This window comes from Stenotrophomonas sp. KH_029 (assembly GCF_057839765.1).
The window spans coordinates 3,808,643-3,825,077 of sequence record NZ_CM174498.1 but is presented as its reverse complement, the minus strand read 5'-3'; the positions used below and the strand labels follow the sequence as shown (position 1 = coordinate 3,825,077).

Genomic DNA, 16,435 nt, shown 5'->3' with positions numbered 1-16,435 from the left:
CCGTTGCGCGGCCTTCACTGGCCGCGTGCGGTGGACGCCACTATCCTGCGCGGATGAGCACCCGAAACAAGACCGGCGCCCGTGCCGATGCATCCGGCTATGTCCGCGTCCGTGGCGCGCGCGAGCACAACCTGCGCGATGTGGACGTGGACATCCCGCGCGATGCGCTGGTGGTGTTCTCGGGCATCTCCGGGTCCGGCAAATCGTCGCTGGCGTTCGGCACGCTGTATGCCGAGGCGCAGCGGCGCTACCTGGAATCGCTGTCGCCGTATGCGCGGCGCCTGATCGACCAGGTCGGGGTGCCGGACGTGGATGCGATCGAGGGGCTGCCGCCGGCGATGGCCTTGCAGCAGCAGCGCGGGACCGCCAGCGTGCGCTCCAGCGTGGGCAGCGTGACCACGCTGTCCAGCCTGTTGCGCATGCTGTATTCGCGGGCCGGCACCTATCCGGCCGACCAGCCGATGCTGTACGCCGAGGACTTCTCGCCCAATACTCCGCAGGGCGCCTGCCCGAACTGCCACGGGCTGGGCCATGTGTATGAGGTGACCGAGCAGTCGATGGTGCCCGACCCGTCGCTGAGCATCCGCGAGCGGGCCATTGCCGCCTGGCCGCCGGCCTGGCACGGGCAGAACCAGCGCGACATCCTGGTCACGCTCGGCTACGACGTGGACATCCCCTGGCGCGAGCTGCCGAAGAAGCAACGCGACTGGATCCTGTTCACCGACGAACAACCGGTGGTGCCGGTCTATGCCGGCTTCACCCCGGCGCAGACCCGCGCCGCGCTGCGCCGCAAGCAGGAGCCCAGCTACATGGGCACCTTCAGCGGGGCGCGCCGCTACGTGCTGCATACCTTCGCCAGCACCCAGAGCGCGATGATGAAAAAGCGCGTGGCCCGCTACATGGTCGGCACCGCGTGCCCGGTCTGCGAGGGCAAGCGGCTCAAGCGCGAGGCCTTGTCGGTGACCTTCGCCGGGCACGATATCGGCGCGCTGTCGCAGCTGTCGCTCAGTGCCATGGCCGAGGTGCTGCGCCCGGCCGCCGACGGCCATTTCCAGGCGCCGGCCACGGCGGCGCCGCGCAGCCGCGCCTCGGGGCGCAAGGCCGAGGCGGTGCGGGTCGCCGCCGGTGGCCACCGGCATGCCGGCGGCAGCGACGTGCGCCGCACGCCGGACCTGTCCGCCGAAAAACGCATCGCCGCCCAGCGCATCGCCGGCGACCTGGTCGAACGCATCGGCACGCTGCAGGCGCTGGGCCTGGGCTATCTGTCGATGGACCGCACCACCCCGACGCTGTCGCCGGGCGAGCTGCAGCGGCTGCGGCTGGCCACGCAGATCCGCTCCAGCCTGTTCGGCGTGGTGTATGTGCTCGACGAGCCCACCGCCGGGCTGCATCCGGCCGATGGGCAGGCGCTGTACCGCGCGCTGGACCAGCTCAAGGCGGCCGGCAATACGCTGTTCGTGGTGGAGCACGACCTGGACATGCTGCGCCGTGCCGACTGGCTGGTCGATGTCGGCCCCGGCGCCGGCCAGCACGGCGGGCAGGTGCTGTACAGCGGGCCGCCGGAGGGGCTGCGCACGGTCAAGGCGTCGCTGACCGCGCCGTACCTGTTCGACAGCGGCCGCGGGCAACGGCGCACGCCGCGTACGCCTGCAGGCTGGTTGGAACTGCGTGGCATCCACCGCAACAACCTGCACGGGCTGGATGCGCGGTTTCCGCTGGGCGCGTTCACCGCGGTCACCGGGGTGTCCGGCTCGGGCAAGTCCAGCCTGGTCAGCCAGGCGCTGGTGGAGCTGGTGGGTGCGCACCTGGGCCATGAGCCGGTGGCCGATGAGGTCGACGGCGAGCTGCCGGTGCCCAGCCGCATCGTGCCTACCCGCGGCCGCCTGCACGCCGGCGCCGGCGCGATCAGGCGCCTGGTCAACGTCGACCAGAAACCGATCGGGCGCACCCCGCGTTCCAACCTGGCCACCTATACCGGGTTGTTCGACCATGTGCGCACGTTGTTCGCCGCCACGCCAATGGCGAAGAGCCGCCGTTACAGTGCCGGGCGCTTCTCGTTCAACGTGGCCCAGGGCCGTTGCGCCACCTGCGAGGGCGAAGGCTTTGTACATGTGGAACTGCTGTTCATGCCCAGCGTATACGCGCCGTGCCCGACCTGCCACGGCCAGCGCTACAACGCCAAGACGCTGGAGGTGTCGTGGAAGGGCCACAACATCGCCCAGGTGCTGGCGATGACGGTGGACGAGGCGTTGCTGCTGTTTGCCGACCAGCCACCGGTGCAGCGCGTGCTGCAGCTGCTGCGCGATATCGGCCTGGGCTACCTGCGGCTGGGCCAGCCGGCCACCGAACTGTCCGGCGGCGAAGCGCAGCGGATCAAGCTGGCCACCGAACTGCAGCGCAGCCAGCGCGGCAGCAGCCTGTACGTGCTGGACGAGCCGACCACCGGCCTGCATCCGCCCGACGTGGACAAGCTGATGGCGCAACTGCACGGGCTGGTCGATGCCGGCAACACGGTGGTGGTGGTCGAGCACGACCTGCGCGTGGTGGCCGATGCCGACTGGGTGATCGATGTCGGCCCCGGTGCGGGCGAGCAGGGCGGGGCTATCGTGGCTGCCGGTACGCCGGCGCAGGTAAGCCGTGCCAAGGGCAGCGCCACCGCCGCATTCCTGCGGCGGTGGTTTGAATGAAACCGCCGCAACGCCACCGGTCGCCGCCCCTCAGTGCGCGGCCCAGGCCTCGATCTCACCGGGCCCGAATGGCCCCAGCTTCTGCTTGAGGATGCGCCCGTCGGCGCCGACCAGCACCGAATACGGCAACAGGCCCTGGGTATTGCCCAGCCGCACGCTGGCATCGGCCGGGCCGGGGGTATCCAGCACGATCGGGTAGCCCACCGGTACCCGCGCCAGGAAATCGCGGACGCCATCGCGGCTGTCCAGCGCCAGCCCCAGCACCTGCACGCCGTCGGCCGGTTGCGCGGCGGCGAAGGCGGCCAGGGCCGGCATTTCCTCCACGCACGGGCCGCACCAGCTGGCCCATACATTGATGAGCAACGGGCGGCCGCCGAAACGGGCCAGTTCCACCGGCGTGCCGTCGAGGTCGGGCAGGGTGATCGCCGGCAGCGCATCGCCGGGCCGCGCGGCAGCCACGGCCGGGTGCGGCAGGGGCGCTGCCGCGGGCACGCCACGGTTGAAGAACCACGCGCCGGCCGCCACGCCCAGCAGCGCCGCCAGCACGGCCACCACCACCGTCGGGCGCGGTGGCCAACGGCTCATCGGGCGGTGCGCAGCAGGGCTTCTTCGACGATCGCCTGGGTCAGCACGGTCGGCAGCACGGTCGGCGGGGCGCCGGGGCCGTACACCACGTACAGCGGCACGCCGACCGCCTTGTGCTCCTCCAGGAACGCGGTGATGTCCGGGTCGACATTGGTGTAGTCGCCGCGCATGTACACCGCGTTGGTGCGGCGCAGGGTGTCGTGGAACGCGTTGGTGCCCAGCACCGCGCGTTCGTTGGCCTTGCAGGTCACGCACCAGTCGGCGGTCATGTTGACGAACACCACCCGGTTGTCCTGGCGCAGCCGGTCCAGCAGCGGCGGTGCGTAGGCCACCACGTTGTCGCTGGTCGCCGCCGCCGCCCTGGCCGGCGGCGGCAGGCGGGTCACGCCCCACACCGGGACCAGCGAGGCGATCAGCAGCAGCATGGCCAGTACGCCGGCCACGCGCTGGCTGCGCCAGCGGCTGCGTTCGAACCACCACAGCGCCAGTGCCAGCACTACCAGGCCGCCCAGCACCAGGGTCATCGCGTCCACGCCGCGCTGCTTGCCCAGCACCCACAACAACCAGATCGCCGTGGCATACATCGGGAAGGCCAGCACGTGCTTGAGGGTTTCCATCCAGGCCCCGGGGCGCGGCAGGCGCTTGGCCAGCGAGGGCACAAAGCCGATCAGCAGGAATGGCAGCGCCAGACCCAGGCCCAGCACCAGGAACACCAGCATCGCCGGCAGCGGCGGTGCGGTGAACGCATAGGCTAGCGGCAGGCCCATGAACGGTGCCACGCACGGGCTGGCCACCACGCAGGCCAGCACGCCGGTGAAGAAATCGCCGACCGGGCCGCTGCGTGCGGCCAGCGACTGGCCGACCCCGCCCAGGCTGCCGCCCAGGGTGAACAGCCCGGACAGGCTCAGGCCGACGGCGAACATCAGGTACACCAGCGCGGCGATGAACCACGGGTGCTGCAGCTGGAAGCCCCAGCCGGCGGCCTGGCCGGCCGCGCGCAGGGCCAGCACCAGCGCCCCGATGCCGGCGAAGGCCACCAGCACGCCGGCGGTGTACCACAGCGCATGGCTGCGCGCGCGCTGGCGGCTTTCGCCACTCTGCGCCACGCCCAGTACCTTCAGCGACAGGATCGGCAGGACGCAGGGCATCAGGTTGAGGATCAGGCCGCCGGCCAGGGCCAGCAGCAGCGCGGCCAGCAGGGTGGTGGGCGCGGCACCGTTGCCGGGCGGGCGGGTGCGCTGGGCGTTGTCGGCGCTGGCATCGGGGGTCGTGGCGTTGCCATCGGGCCCGGCTGCGGCGGCCTGGTTGGGGCGGATCAGCATCGGCTGGGTGGACACCCCGGCCGCCTCGCGCGGCTGTGCACGCTTGTCGCGGCCCGGCAGCGGCGCGATCACCTCGTTCCTGGCGGCGGCCTGGCCGGTGCGGGCATTGACCGTGCCGGCCGGCAGCGACAGCTGCACCCGGCGCGTCATCGGCGGGTAGCAGATGCCATCGGTCTGGCAACCCTGGAAGGTGACCACCAGGGTGGTCTCGGCGGCGTCGGCCCGGCTGCGATGCAGCGGCAGCCTGACATCGGCCTGGTCGAAGTAGACCGCCACCTCACCGAAGTGCTCGTCGCGGAGCGACTTGGCGGCCGGCCACTGCAGCTTGCCGGCATCGATGCCGCTGGCGCCTTCCAGTTTCAACGAAGTGCGATCGCGGTACAGGTAATAGCCCGGGGCCGGCGTGAAGCGCAGCAGCACGGTGTTGCCGTTGGCGACGATCGCATCGAAGCCGAAGGCGCGTTCGGACGGCAGTGGCAGTGCCGGTGCATTGGCCGCACCGGGCAGGCGCAGGCCACCGCCGGCATTGCCGGCCAGCGGATTGTTGAACGGCGAGGACGCTGCGCCCGCCAGCGGTGCCGGCGCCATCGCATCGCTGCCGCCGCTGCCGGCGGGCAGCTTGACCTGCACGCTGCGCTTCTGCGGCGGGTAGCACACCCCGGCATCGGCACAGCCCTGGTAGCGCACTTCCAGCGTCACCGTGTCGGCGCCATCGGCGGCCTTGCCCGGCAGCACCGCGGTCAGCCGCTCGCGGTAGGTTTCCACTTCACCGAAGAAATCGTCGTGGTGTTTCTTGCCGGCCGGCATCTGCAGCGCCTGGGCACTGAACCCGGCGGCAGGCTTGACCGTGGTGCGGTGCCGATACAGGTAGTAGCCCGGCGCGATCTTCCAGCTGATCTCGATGCGGTCGCGGTCACGCGCCAGCGCGGTCAGCGCGAACGCCTCGTCCACCGGCAGCAGGTCCTTCTCGCTGACGGCCAGGGCCGGCAGGGACACCACGAGCAGCGCGCACAGCGCGGCAATACGACGGAACAGCGTCATCAATCAGTTTCCTCACGGGTCTGCGCCCGAATCCAATCCAGGTACGCCGGCAGCCCGGCGTGGGTTTCGACCGCGATGCACTCGGGGAGTTCATACGGATGCAGGGCCTGCACGCGGGCGATGGCCGCATCCAGTCGGCCGCCGGTGGTCTTGATCAGCAGCTGGACCTCATGGTCCTCGTTGATCTCCCCGTGCCAGCGGTAAGTGGAGTGCGCCCCGTCCAGGCGGGTGACGCACGCCGCCAGGCGTTCTTCCACCAGTGCGTGCGCCAGCCGCGTCGCGGTGGCCGCGTCGGGGCAGGTGGTGAACAGCAGAAAGACGGGATCGACGGTCGACATGACCGCCGAGTATAGGTCCGTCGGGGCCGCAGGTCCGGCCGGCGCCGCGATGGCGCCGGCCGGGTGGCTCAGTTGGCCAGCTGGCAGGTGGCCGGCTTGGCCGAGGTGAACAGGCCGGGGGTGCCCCATTCGGGGTGGTCGATGAACGGGTTGCGGTTGCCCTGGAAGCTGTAGATCACTTCATTGCGGGCGCGTTCGGCCGCATCCGGCGGATCGGACAGATGCCAGTCGATCAGGGTCGACAGCAGCCCCATGTAGGCCGGCGAGGCGGAGGTCTTGACGATCTTGCTGCGGTCGTCGGTCAGTTCCAGGTCCGGCTCGGACTGGCCGGTCCTGGCATCCTTGCCGCCTTCGTAGCGGATGGCCATGTACAGCACCGCCCGTGCCATGTCGCCCTTACGATGGCCCCACACCTGGAAGCTGCCGGTGTTGCCGTCGGGGGTGCGCACCCAGTTGGAATTGCCCGGGTAGCCGCCACTGCCGCCGCCGGTGCCGTTGTTGGCTTCGGTGGCGCGTTCGCCGCAGTTGCTGTCGCACTTGGCGAACGGCTTGTTGCCGCGGTCGGCGTTCCATTGCGCATCGGTCAGGTACAGCATGTGGGTGTCGGTGTACGGGGCGTACGGCAGGCCCTTGTCGCCGGTGGTGCTGGCAAAGCCCAGCGAGTTCGGCCAGGTGTGCTCGCGGTTGTAGGTCAGCCCGCTGCCGGTGCCGGCGCGGTCGGCCACCTTGGCGTAGCTGCGGTTGCGATAGGCATCCAGGATACGGCCGCTGTTGTTGGGATCCTCGTCGGCGATCTCCAGGATGGTCCAGGTGCTGGTCCCCGTGCCGCTGTACGGGTAGGCGGTGTGGCCCTTGATGGTTTCATGCAGCGAGCAGCGCAGCTGGCTGGGCGAGCTGGTATTGACCCGCGAGTAGTAGCTGCCCGGATCCGGGTCCGGCCCGGTGCCGCCGCTGGCCACGGTGAAGGCGATGCGGGTATCGGCGGCCGGATGGGCGCCCTGCGCATCGGTGACCCGGCTGGCGCGGACGTCGAAGCGGCACGCTTCGCCGGCGACCAGCGCGGTGTTGGTCGACAGGGTGAAGCGGGTTCCGCTGCTGGCGTGGGTCAGCGGCACGCTGCCGGACTGGCCGCAGCTCAGGACCAAGGCGCCGCTGGCCAGGGTGACGGTTTCGCTGAAGGTGACGTCCAGGTCGGCCGCGGCCGGGAAGGTGCTGGCGCCCTGTTCGGGGGTGGTGGTGCGTACCGAGGGCGGGGTGTTGGGGCCGGTGCCGCCGCCACCGCTGAAGCTCTGGCCGGCGTTGCAGGCACCGAAGGTCTGCGCCGCCGAGGCAGCCCAGCTGAAGTGGGTGTACTGGCTGCCGCTGCCGGTGAGCTGCAGGGAGGTGCCCGGGGCGGTGCTGTTGCTCTCGCTGACCGGGATGTTCTGGCTGGTCAGCCCGGCGGCCGGGCCGGCGGCGGCGGTGATGGTGCCTTCGTAACTGATGAACTGGATGACCTTGCCGCTGCCATCGACCAGTGCGATGCCGTCGTTGGCGCCGTTCTGCAGGCCGTTGCTGGGGTAGGTGAGCGTGGCCAGGGTGGCCTTGCCGCAACTGGCGGCGGTGCCGGCAGGGACCGGGTTGTTGGCGTATACGGTGGCCGCCGACGGGGTGCTGCCGTTGTACAGGTACAGCCGATAGCTGCTGAGGTCCTCACCGGCCGTGGCGACGACTTCGATCGCCTCGCCGACGTCGCCGGCGGCGGTGTTGTCGTCGTAATGCAGTTCATTGATGAATACGTCCGCCTGGGCAGCGCCGGCAGCCAATGCCAGCAGGCACCCCAGGGACAGCGGTGTGAGCAACCTCATCTACGTCTCCTTGTGATTGGGTATTGCCGGCCGAATCTAATCAATTCAGATGACACATCTATCGATATGTCGGTATCGGCCGCCAGCATTGAGACGTGCGTCAAGAAAATGACGGTCCAAGGGGCGTTGCGGTGCCTGGACGGCAGGCCAGCCCCGGGGTTGGACGAAGTCTGGCCGGCCGTGCCGCGCTCCGGCCCGGCTCCCTGTGGGTGCGGGCCGGACCTGCGGCATTGGGGCGGAGCAGTAAAAATTTGCCGGCTACCCCTTGAAAGGCTCCCGGCCAGCCTCATCTCTGCTCTGTCCCGCACTGTCGGGTTTTTTCGTGAGCGTGGTTGGCAGTCGCCCCGGGTGACTGCTAACGCCGCCAGACTTTCCAAGACCAATCAACAACTTAAGAGGTCTCACATGAGTATCAAGCCGCTTCATGACCGCGTCGTAGTCAAGCCGATCGAAGCCGACGAAGTCTCGTCCGGTGGCATCTTGATCCCCGATTCCGCCAAGGAAAAGTCGACCAAGGGCGAAGTTGTGGCCGTGGGCCCGGGCAAGCCGCTGGACAACGGCAGCGTGCGCGCGCCGTCGCTGAAGGTCGGTGACAAGGTCATCTACGGCCAGTACGCCGGCAGCAGCTACAAGGCTGAAGGCGTCGAGTACAAGGTCCTGCGCGAAGACGACGTGCTCGCCATCGTTGGCTGAGCCGGTTGAACCGGGCCGTGCCCGGTTCGCCGCTGTCGTTCTTCGTTCCTCATTACATACAGCCGGGCAGCGCCCGGCTCTACAGAAAAGGTAATCGCAATGGCTGCCAAAGATATTCGTTTCGGTGAAGATGCCCGTTCGCGCATGGTGCGCGGCGTCAACGTGCTCGCCAATGCCGTCAAGGCCACCCTGGGCCCGAAGGGCCGCAACGTCGTGCTCGAAAAGAGCTTCGGCGCCCCGACCATCACCAAGGACGGCGTGTCCGTCGCCAAGGAAATCGAACTGGCTGACAAGTTCGAGAACATGGGCGCGCAGATGGTGAAGGAAGTTGCTTCCCGCACCAACGACGACGCCGGCGACGGCACCACCACCGCCACCGTGCTGGCCCAGGCCCTGATCCGCGAAGGCGCCAAGGCCGTCGCTGCCGGCATGAACCCGATGGACCTCAAGCGCGGTATCGACAAGGCCGTGATCGCCGCCGTCGCCGAGCTGAAGAACATCTCCAAGCCGACCACCGACGACAAGGCGATCGCCCAGGTCGGCACGATCTCGGCCAACTCCGACGAATCGATCGGCAACATCATCGCCGAAGCGATGCGCCGGGTGACCAAGGAAGGCGTGATCACCGTTGAAGAAGGCTCGGGCCTGGACAACGAGCTGGACGTGGTCGAAGGCATGCAGTTCGACCGCGGCTACCTGTCGCCGTACTTCATCAACAACCAGCAGTCGCAGACCGCCGACCTGGACGATCCGTACGTGCTGCTGCACGACAAGAAGATCTCCAACGTGCGCGACCTGCTGCCCGTGCTGGAAGGCGTGGCCAAGTCCGGCAAGCCGCTGCTGATCATCGCTGAAGACATCGAAGGCGAAGCGCTGGCGACCCTGGTGGTCAACACCATCCGTGGCATCGTCAAGGTCGTGGCCGTCAAGGCACCGGGCTTCGGCGACCGTCGCAAGGCGATGCTGGAAGACATGGCCGTGCTGACCGGCGGCACCGTGATCTCCGAGGAAATCGGCCTGTCGCTGGAAAAGGCCACGCTCAAGGACCTGGGCCGCGCCAAGAAGGTGCAGGTCTCCAAGGAAAACACCACGATCATCGATGGCGCCGGCGAGAAGGCCAACATCGAAGCGCGCGTGACCCAGATCAAGACCCAGATCGAAGACACCTCCTCGGACTACGACCGCGAGAAGCTGCAGGAACGCGTGGCCAAGCTGGCCGGCGGCGTTGCCGTGATCAAGGTCGGCGCTTCGACCGAAATCGAGATGAAGGAAAAGAAGGACCGCGTCGACGACGCCCTGCATGCTACCCGTGCAGCCGTTGAAGAAGGCGTGGTGCCGGGCGGCGGCGTTGCCCTGGTCCGTGCGGTCACCGCACTGGCCGGCCTGAAGGGTGCCAACGAAGACCAGAACCACGGCATCCAGATCGCCCTGCGCGCGATGGAAGCCCCGCTGCGCGAAATCGTCGCCAACGCCGGCGAAGAGCCGTCGGTCATCGTCAACAAGGTCAAGGAAGGCACCGGCAGCTTCGGCTACAACGCGGCCACCGGCGAATTCGGCGACATGCTGGAATTCGGCATCCTGGACCCGACCAAGGTGACCCGTTCGGCGCTGCAGAACGCCGCCTCGATCGCCGGCCTGATGATCACCACCGAAGCCATGGTGGCCGATGCCCCGAAGAAGGATGACGGCGCCGGCGCAGCTGGCGGTGGCATGGGCGGTATGGGTGGCATGGGCGGCATGGACTTCTGATGCCGTCGCCGGCCGCTGGCCGGCACGCATCGGTCCGGTAGGTGCCGACCGTTGGTCGGCACACACCATCGGCCGCACAAGAAAAACCCCGCCGCAAGGCGGGGTTTTTTTGTGCGTGCATTGCTGGGGTCACCGCGCGCTCGTCGTTGCCTCGGCCGCCCCCGGCGCCACGCCTTGCCGCGACCGGTGCCATCCGGCTACGCTCGGCAGATGCCTACTTCCATGATCGTCGTCGATGACTTCCTCGCTCCGGACGACGCGCAGTCCCTGCGCACTGCCGGGCTGGGACTGACCTATCCCGAGCAGGATGGCGCCTTTCCCGGCCGCAACTCGGTCGAACGGCTGGAAATCGACGGCCTGGACCAGGTCGTCTCGCGGTTGGTCAACGAACCGCTGCGCGCGGTGTCGCCGCGGCAGTCGCATGGCAAGTTCCGCATCACCCTGGCCAATGACGTGGGCCGCGCCAGGGTGCATGTGGACCGTTCGCACTGGTCGGGCATTTTGTACCTCAGCGCGCCGCAGGACTGCCAGGGCGGCACCGAGTTCTTCCGTCATCGCCGCACCGGCACGGAACGGCTGGCGCTGGATGATGCGGAGTTGGCGCGGTACGGCTATGCCGACCGCCCGGCCATGCACCGTGACATCATCGAGCGGGACAGTGCCGACGATGCGCAGTGGGAAATGACCATGCGCGTGCCGATGCACTTCAACCGCCTGGTGCTGCTGCGGCCGTGGCTGTGGCATACCGCCGGCCCGGCATTCGGTGACCGCATGGAGAACGGCCGGCTGGTCTACCTGATGTTCTTCGAATCGGCTTGAGCCGCACGATACAACCCTTTCACAGACGATCTTCCGGGGTTATGATTAGGCGACTAATCACTTATCTGCATCCCGATGCTGGAACCCAAGCACCATGCCTTCCTTGCCGAGATGCAGCGCCGCGGCCATACCGAGCGTGATGGCCTGGCGCAGTGTTTCCAGCTGCTCTCGCTGGCCAGCGCGATCGACCAGGACTGCGCCAACCGGCTCGCACCGCTGGGCCTGAGCGAGGGCCGCTTCGTGCTGCTGTTCCTGCTGCAGGGTGCGGCCGAACCGCTGTCGCCGCACCAGCTTGCCGAGCGCGCCGGCGTCGCCCGTGCCACCGTGACCGGGTTGCTGGATGGGCTGGAGCGCGACGCGCTGCTGGAACGGCACAGCGATGCGCACGACAAGCGTCGCATCAACGTCCGCTTGACCGCCGCCGGCGAAGCCCTCGCGGTGGCGTTGTTCGACCAGCACCGCCAGTGGATCGGCAGCCTGTTCGCCGATCTCGGTGATGCCGAGCGCGCCCTGCTCAGCGGCCTGCTGCAGCGGATCTGGGCGCGCACCGATGCCGGTCGGGCCGGATGAAGACGCCGCCACTGTCGCGCGAACGCCGCGCCCAACTGGATGGCGGCCATGCCGAGGCGACCCATCTGGCCGAAATCCTAGCGCTGGATTTCGCCAGGCTGCTGGCCAGCGTCGCCCCCGCGCTGCCGGCTGCTGCGTTGGCCAGCATGGGCAAGGCCGCCGGCAGTGGCATCACCGTGCGCATGCAGGGCGCAGCCACCCTGCTGCGCGCGCACGCACTGGGCGATGCCGCGCAGTGGCGCGAGCACCGCAGCGACACCGTGCGCGGCTGGGCCTGTTACCTGATCGGCAGCGACCCGCGCCTGTCGCTGGAGCACAAGCTCGATGCATTGCGCGCGCTGGCCGACGACGGTCATTTTGGCGTGCGCGAATGGGCCTGGCTGGCCGTGCGCCCGCACATCGCCGCAGAACCGCTGCGGGTGCTGGCGCATCTGCAGCCGTGGACCGCCGATGCGTCCGCCAATGTGCGCCGCTTCGCCTGCGAAGCGCTGCGCCCCCGCGGCGTATGGGCTGCGCATATCGCCTTGTTCAAGCAGGAGCCGCAGCATGCGCAGGGCCTGCTGGAGGCGCTGTGCTGCGATGAGTCGCGTTATGTGCAGGACGCGGTCGGCAACTGGTTGAATGATGCCGGCAAGAGCCAGCCCGACTGGGTGCGCGCGCTGTGCGCCCGCTGGCAGCAATGCCATGCCGATGATCCGGCCAACACCCATATCCGCAAGCGCGCGTTGCGCTCGCTCTGACCCCAGGAAGCGCCATGTCGTACATGTTGATCGAGCTCTACACCGCCACCCCCGCCTGGACCGCGCTGGATGCGTTGTCGCGTGCGGCCCTGTTCGCCCGCATCGGCGCCGGCATGCAGCACGTGGATCCGGCCCGGATCACGCCGCTGGCGATGGGCCCGCTGGACCAGGACGTGCCGCATACCAGTGCCGAGCAGTTCTATGCGGTCTGGCAGTGCAGCGCGCGCCAGGATGCCGATGCTCTGCTGGCGGCGATCGAAGCGACCGGCTGGCACACCTATTTCACCACCACCCACGTCGCCGGCGCCGCCGGCGGGCTGCAGCAGCACCTGGCCGAGCTGGCGGCGCTGCCCAAGGCATAAGCAGGACGGCGACGGCTGAACATGCGGTTCCAGTTGCGTTTGAAACATTTTGCACTGCGCAGAAGCTGTGCTATCAATACTCCCCAATGAACGCACGCCACGCCAATTCCTACTTTTGGTATTACTTTCCGAAGCCACCGGCGGAGGAAGGCATGCGCTCACCCTGAAGAAAGCTTCAGACGCATACCCGAAAGCCGCCAGCGCACCTGGCGGCTTTTTTGTTGCCGCCGCGCTGGGGACCCCCACTTCCAAGGAGTTTCCCCCGATGCCCCCGCACACCGACGACCTGCGTATCCGCAAGATCGAACCGTTGACCCCGCCGGCCCAACTGCTGGCGATGCTGCCCTGCGATGAGCAGGCCTCCGATACGGTCAGCGCCTCGCGCGCGGCCCTGCACGAGATCCTGCACGGCCGCGACGACCGCCTGGCCGTGGTGATCGGCCCGTGCTCGATCCATGATCCGGTGGCCGCCATCGAATACGCCCAGCGCCTCAAGCCGCTGCGCGATGCCTATGCCGATGAGCTGGAGATCGTCATGCGCGTGTACTTCGAAAAGCCGCGCACCACGGTCGGCTGGAAGGGCCTGATCAACGATCCGGACCTGGACGGCAGCTTCAACATCAACAAGGGGCTGCGCGTGGCGCGCGGCCTGCTGCGCGACATCAACAAGCTGGGCCTGCCGGCCGGCGTGGAATTCCTCGATGTGATCTCCCCGCAGTACATCGCCGACCTGGTCGCCTGGGGCGCGATCGGCGCGCGCACCACCGAAAGCCAGGTGCACCGTGAACTGGCCTCGGGGCTGTCGTGCCCGGTGGGATTCAAGAACGGTACCGACGGCAACATCAAGATCGCCGCCGACGCGATCGGCGCAGCGTCCAATCCGCATCACTTCCTGTCGGTGACCAAGCAGGGCGACACCGCCATCGTAGCCACCGCCGGCAACCCGGATTGCCACGTGATCCTGCGCGGCGGCAAGATCCCCAACTACGATGCCGCCCACGTCGAGGCGACCTGCCAGACCCTGGCCAAGGCGCAGCTGGCACCGCGCATCATGATCGACGCCAGCCACGCCAACAGCAGCAAGAACCCGGAAAACCAGCCCAGGGTCATCGCCGACATCAACGCGCAGCTGGCCGATGGGGAAGAGCGCATCGTCGGGGTGATGATCGAAAGCCACCTGGTGGCCGGGCGCCAGGACCTGGTGGAGGGCCAGCCGCTGGTCTACGGGCAGAGCATCACCGATGGCTGCATCGGCTGGGACGCCTCGCTGGCGGTGCTGGAAAGCCTGGCCGGCGCGGTGCGGGCGCGGCGGGCGGCGCGGGTGAGCCAAGCCGCGTAGTAGGTACCGACCGTTGGTCGGTACACCACCTCACACGACCAACGGTCGGGTGCTACCGGTGCATTGAACGTAGGGCAGGTCACCCGACCAACGGTCGGGTGCTACCGGTGCATTGAACGTAGGGCAGGCCGCCCGACCAACGGTCGGTCGCTACCGGTGCATTGAACGTTCCGTTCAATGCACCTCGTCGCGGTAGACGAACTTGGGCATTTCCCATTTGAAGTGGATCGCCAGCAGGCGCAGCAGGAAGCCGCCGCCCAGGCACCACAGCGTGGCCGCATTGAGCGATACGCCCAGCTCCAGCAGCACCAGCCACGCCGCGCCGGTAAGCAGGGTGATCACCGCGTACAGCTCCTTCTGGAAGATCAGCGGCACCTCGTTGCAGAGCACATCGCGCAGCACCCCGCCGAAGGCGCCGGTCAACATGCCGGCGATCAGCACGATCGGCGCGGCGTGCCCGCCCTCGCGTGCCACCGCGCAGCCGATCAGGGTGAAGCAGATCAGCCCCAGCCCGTCCAGCACCAGGAAGGTGCGACGGAAATGATGCATCCAGCGCGCCACCCAGGTGGCGATCAACGCCGCGCAGATGGTGAAGCCCAGGTACTCGGGGTGCTTCACCCAGCCCAACGGGTAGTGCCCGAGCACGATGTCGCGCAACGAGCCACCGCCCAGTGCGGTGACGCAGGCGATGATGATCACGCCGAACAGGTCCATCCGCCGCCGCCCGGCCGACAGCGCGCCGGTCATGGCTTCGGCGGAAATGGCGATGAGGTAGATCAGGGAGAGCAGCATGGGGAGCATCCGGACACGTCAGGCGGGGACGGAAACACGCAGCCGGCACACCCGTGCGGTGCACGGGCGTGGGGGTGGGATTCCGCTGCCGCTCCCGCTGTCCTTTTGCCTGAGAGTTCGGTGGCCAAGGCCACGTGCCCCTTCGGCGGGTCATTGAAGACCTCTCTCCAGATCGGCGTGTCGGATGCATGGTTGGTGGCGTATCACGCCACCGGCCTGAGCGATTATGGGAGCCTGCGCCTTCGGCGGGCGCCAGCGCGGCGCCTCTCTCCTGCATCCGGGGCGGATTCTAGCAGCCGCCGCGCCCCGGTTGGTCGATAATCCCGGTATGCCCGCTGAACCCACCCCCTGGTATGTGTACCTGCTGGAATGCCGCAACGGCAGCTACTACGCCGGCATCAGCAACGATGTGGAGGCCCGCTTCCAGGCCCACCTGGCCGGCAAAGGGGCCCGCTACACCCGCGCCAACCCGCCGTTGAAGGTGCTGGCGATGCGCGCCTACCCGGACCGGGCGGCGGCGTCGAAGGCTGAGTGGCAGCTCAAGCGCCAGCCACGCGGGCGCAAGCTGGCCTGGCTGCAGCAACCCTGAGGCCGGGCGCTGCCGGGCCCCCGCTTGTTCGCGTCCTGCCCGGCGCACTACCATCGTCCACCTTCCCGCGATCGGCTCACTGAGGCCGTGGAGTGTCATGTCACGCGATCTGGCCCTGTACCCGCAAGACGAAAACGGCGATGTGCTGTGGAACATGCTCCAGGATGGCGACGACCTGAGCATTCCCCGCGAAGTGGATTTTGCGCTGGTCTTTCCCGGCGAAGATGACGCCATCGGCTTTGCGGTGCATCTGCTGCGCAACGAACAGAAGGTGTCGCTGTCGCGGTACGAGGGCAACGAAGCGTTTCCCTGGCAGGTGGTGGTGTACCCGATGATGCTGCCCACGCATGCCAACATCGCCGGCTTCGAGGCCTTGCTGGATGCCGAGGCCGGCCCATACAGTGGCCGCGTCGATGGCTGGGGCTGCATCGCGCAGGGCTGAGCCTGCCCGCAGGCGCCGCTCCAATGCCGGTGCCGGTGTTGTGGCTTCAATCGGGTTGTTCCAACGGAGACCAACGATGTCGATGTTGTCTGTGATGTTCGCGCTGGCGGCGGCAACCACGCCTGCGCCCGCCGTTGCCGATCCGGCCACCGTGTCGGCGATCGAAGCGACCTGCCTGGACTACGTGGACGGCCAGCTCGAAGGCGATCCGGCCCGCGTGGCGCGTTCGCTGCACCCGGACCTGGCCAAGCGCGCGATCCTTGGCGACACCCCGGACGAGCGCCTGGGCCTGCGCCGGATGTCGAAGGAAGAACTGGTGGCGCTTACCCGGCAGGGCGCGTTGAAGACGCCCCGGGACCAATGGAACCGCCGCTGCAAGGTGCTCGATGTCACCGGCAACGCGGCCTCGGTGCGGCTGGAAACGCCCTGGTTCGTCGACTATTTCCACATGGGCCGGTTCGACGGGCGTTGGATCATCGTCAACGCGTTGTGGTACAGCAAACCGAAGGCGCCATAGGCG

Annotated in this window: 16 protein-coding genes and 2 riboswitches; of the genes, 11 read left to right on the top strand and 5 right to left on the bottom strand. The window is 68.3% G+C overall.

From position 1 onward, the window contains the following. The first annotated feature begins 53 nt into the window (after positions 1 to 53). The gene (locus AC3ITM_RS17195) at positions 54 to 2,687 is read left to right on the top strand and encodes an excinuclease ABC subunit UvrA (protein ID WP_489266755.1); all 2,634 of its coding nucleotides are present in this window, start codon (positions 54 to 56) and stop codon (positions 2,685 to 2,687) included. Between the two features lie 30 nt (positions 2,688 to 2,717). Here the strand turns inward: AC3ITM_RS17195 and AC3ITM_RS17190 are convergent, their stop codons facing one another. The 4 genes from AC3ITM_RS17190 to AC3ITM_RS17175 form a co-directional block, all read right to left on the bottom strand. Then, positions 2,718 to 3,272: a TlpA family protein disulfide reductase gene (locus AC3ITM_RS17190; RefSeq protein WP_489266753.1), complete on the bottom strand. Its 555-nt coding sequence runs from the start codon at positions 3,270 to 3,272 to the stop codon at positions 2,718 to 2,720. Continuing rightward, on the bottom strand, positions 3,269 to 5,635 hold the full coding sequence (locus AC3ITM_RS17185) for a protein-disulfide reductase DsbD family protein (RefSeq protein ID WP_489266751.1): 2,367 nt from the start codon (positions 5,633 to 5,635) through the stop codon (positions 3,269 to 3,271). Before AC3ITM_RS17185 ends, AC3ITM_RS17190 begins: the two co-directional genes overlap by 4 nt. After that, positions 5,635 to 5,973, bottom strand: a complete 339-nt coding sequence (gene cutA, locus AC3ITM_RS17180) for a divalent-cation tolerance protein CutA (protein ID WP_228885972.1) — start codon at positions 5,971 to 5,973, stop codon at positions 5,635 to 5,637. Before cutA ends, AC3ITM_RS17185 begins: the two co-directional genes overlap by 1 nt. A gap of 68 nt (positions 5,974 to 6,041) precedes the next feature. Continuing rightward, a complete protein-coding gene (locus AC3ITM_RS17175) occupies positions 6,042 to 7,820 on the bottom strand; it encodes an endonuclease (protein WP_489266749.1) in 1,779 nt (592 codons plus the stop codon). A 405-nt stretch (positions 7,821 to 8,225) separates the two neighbouring features. Between AC3ITM_RS17175 and AC3ITM_RS17170 the strand changes: the two genes are divergently transcribed. The 7 genes from AC3ITM_RS17170 to aroG all read left to right on the top strand — a co-directional run bounded on the left by AC3ITM_RS17170 (position 8,226) and on the right by aroG (position 14,092). Next, positions 8,226 to 8,513, top strand: coding sequence for a co-chaperone GroES (locus tag AC3ITM_RS17170; RefSeq protein WP_228885974.1), 288 nt, complete (start codon positions 8,226 to 8,228; stop codon positions 8,511 to 8,513). A gap of 99 nt (positions 8,514 to 8,612) precedes the next feature. Further along, positions 8,613 to 10,262 carry a chaperonin GroEL gene (gene groL, locus AC3ITM_RS17165; protein ID WP_489266747.1) on the top strand — a complete coding sequence of 550 codons (1,650 nt, stop codon included), beginning with the start codon at positions 8,613 to 8,615 and terminating at the stop codon, positions 10,260 to 10,262. 222 nt (positions 10,263 to 10,484) lie between these two features. Next, positions 10,485 to 11,081 carry a DUF6445 family protein gene (locus AC3ITM_RS17160; RefSeq protein ID WP_489266746.1) on the top strand — a complete coding sequence of 199 codons (597 nt, stop codon included), beginning with the start codon at positions 10,485 to 10,487 and terminating at the stop codon, positions 11,079 to 11,081. 75 nt (positions 11,082 to 11,156) lie between these two features. Beyond that, entirely contained in the window at positions 11,157 to 11,651 is a 495-nt protein-coding gene (locus AC3ITM_RS17155) for a MarR family winged helix-turn-helix transcriptional regulator (RefSeq protein WP_489266744.1), read from the top strand. Next, positions 11,648 to 12,391: a DNA alkylation repair protein gene (locus AC3ITM_RS17150; RefSeq protein WP_489266742.1), complete on the top strand. Its 744-nt coding sequence runs from the start codon at positions 11,648 to 11,650 to the stop codon at positions 12,389 to 12,391. The genes AC3ITM_RS17155 and AC3ITM_RS17150 overlap by 4 nt, the downstream gene beginning before the upstream one ends. A 14-nt stretch (positions 12,392 to 12,405) precedes the next feature. Then, positions 12,406 to 12,753, top strand: a complete 348-nt coding sequence (locus AC3ITM_RS17145) for a DUF6616 family protein (RefSeq protein WP_489266740.1) — start codon at positions 12,406 to 12,408, stop codon at positions 12,751 to 12,753. Positions 12,754 to 13,018: 265 nt separating this feature from the next. Then, the gene (gene aroG, locus AC3ITM_RS17140) at positions 13,019 to 14,092 is read left to right on the top strand and encodes a 3-deoxy-7-phosphoheptulonate synthase AroG (protein WP_489266738.1); all 1,074 of its coding nucleotides are present in this window, start codon (positions 13,019 to 13,021) and stop codon (positions 14,090 to 14,092) included. 174 nt (positions 14,093 to 14,266) lie between these two features. Here aroG and AC3ITM_RS17135 read toward each other — a convergent pair whose 3' ends face one another. Then, positions 14,267 to 14,884: a trimeric intracellular cation channel family protein gene (locus AC3ITM_RS17135; RefSeq protein WP_228885980.1), complete on the bottom strand. Its 618-nt coding sequence runs from the start codon at positions 14,882 to 14,884 to the stop codon at positions 14,267 to 14,269. Positions 14,885 to 14,973: 89 nt separating this feature from the next. Further along, positions 14,974 to 15,065: riboswitch (glycine riboswitch) on the bottom strand. An 8-nt stretch (positions 15,066 to 15,073) separates the two neighbouring features. Next, positions 15,074 to 15,168, bottom strand: a riboswitch (glycine riboswitch). 44 nt (positions 15,169 to 15,212) lie between these two features. On the opposite strand from AC3ITM_RS17135, the gene AC3ITM_RS17130 reads away from it, so the two are divergent. The 3 genes from AC3ITM_RS17130 to AC3ITM_RS17120 all read left to right on the top strand — a co-directional run bounded on the left by AC3ITM_RS17130 (position 15,213) and on the right by AC3ITM_RS17120 (position 16,432). Next, entirely contained in the window at positions 15,213 to 15,473 is a 261-nt protein-coding gene (locus AC3ITM_RS17130) for a GIY-YIG nuclease family protein (RefSeq protein ID WP_489266736.1), read from the top strand. A gap of 97 nt (positions 15,474 to 15,570) precedes the next feature. Further along, positions 15,571 to 15,915, top strand: a complete 345-nt coding sequence (locus AC3ITM_RS17125) for a ribonuclease E inhibitor RraB (protein WP_489266734.1) — start codon at positions 15,571 to 15,573, stop codon at positions 15,913 to 15,915. Between the two features lie 76 nt (positions 15,916 to 15,991). Next, positions 15,992 to 16,432, top strand: coding sequence for a nuclear transport factor 2 family protein (locus AC3ITM_RS17120; RefSeq protein ID WP_489266733.1), 441 nt, complete (start codon positions 15,992 to 15,994; stop codon positions 16,430 to 16,432). Positions 16,433 to 16,435 lie beyond the last annotated feature (3 nt).

Excerpts from the sequence above, each read along its gene's own strand:
- AC3ITM_RS17195 (WP_489266755.1), top strand. The coding sequence starts at position 54 with ATGAGCACCCGAAACAAGACCGGCGCCCGTGCCGATGCATCCGGCTAT.
- AC3ITM_RS17190 (WP_489266753.1), bottom strand. The coding sequence starts at position 3,272 with ATGAGCCGTTGGCCACCGCGCCCGACGGTGGTGGTGGCCGTGCTGGCG.
- AC3ITM_RS17185 (WP_489266751.1), bottom strand. The coding sequence starts at position 5,635 with ATGACGCTGTTCCGTCGTATTGCCGCGCTGTGCGCGCTGCTCGTGGTG.
- cutA (WP_228885972.1), bottom strand. The coding sequence starts at position 5,973 with ATGTCGACCGTCGATCCCGTCTTTCTGCTGTTCACCACCTGCCCCGAC.
- AC3ITM_RS17175 (WP_489266749.1), bottom strand. The coding sequence starts at position 7,820 with ATGAGGTTGCTCACACCGCTGTCCCTGGGGTGCCTGCTGGCATTGGCT.
- AC3ITM_RS17170 (WP_228885974.1), top strand. The coding sequence starts at position 8,226 with ATGAGTATCAAGCCGCTTCATGACCGCGTCGTAGTCAAGCCGATCGAA.
- groL (WP_489266747.1), top strand. The coding sequence starts at position 8,613 with ATGGCTGCCAAAGATATTCGTTTCGGTGAAGATGCCCGTTCGCGCATG.
- AC3ITM_RS17160 (WP_489266746.1), top strand. The coding sequence starts at position 10,485 with ATGATCGTCGTCGATGACTTCCTCGCTCCGGACGACGCGCAGTCCCTG.
- AC3ITM_RS17155 (WP_489266744.1), top strand. The coding sequence starts at position 11,157 with ATGCTGGAACCCAAGCACCATGCCTTCCTTGCCGAGATGCAGCGCCGC.
- AC3ITM_RS17150 (WP_489266742.1), top strand. The coding sequence starts at position 11,648 with ATGAAGACGCCGCCACTGTCGCGCGAACGCCGCGCCCAACTGGATGGC.
- AC3ITM_RS17145 (WP_489266740.1), top strand. The coding sequence starts at position 12,406 with ATGTCGTACATGTTGATCGAGCTCTACACCGCCACCCCCGCCTGGACC.
- aroG (WP_489266738.1), top strand. The coding sequence starts at position 13,019 with ATGCCCCCGCACACCGACGACCTGCGTATCCGCAAGATCGAACCGTTG.
- AC3ITM_RS17135 (WP_228885980.1), bottom strand. The coding sequence starts at position 14,884 with ATGCTGCTCTCCCTGATCTACCTCATCGCCATTTCCGCCGAAGCCATG.
- AC3ITM_RS17130 (WP_489266736.1), top strand. The coding sequence starts at position 15,213 with ATGCCCGCTGAACCCACCCCCTGGTATGTGTACCTGCTGGAATGCCGC.
- AC3ITM_RS17125 (WP_489266734.1), top strand. The coding sequence starts at position 15,571 with ATGTCACGCGATCTGGCCCTGTACCCGCAAGACGAAAACGGCGATGTG.
- AC3ITM_RS17120 (WP_489266733.1), top strand. The coding sequence starts at position 15,992 with ATGTCGATGTTGTCTGTGATGTTCGCGCTGGCGGCGGCAACCACGCCT.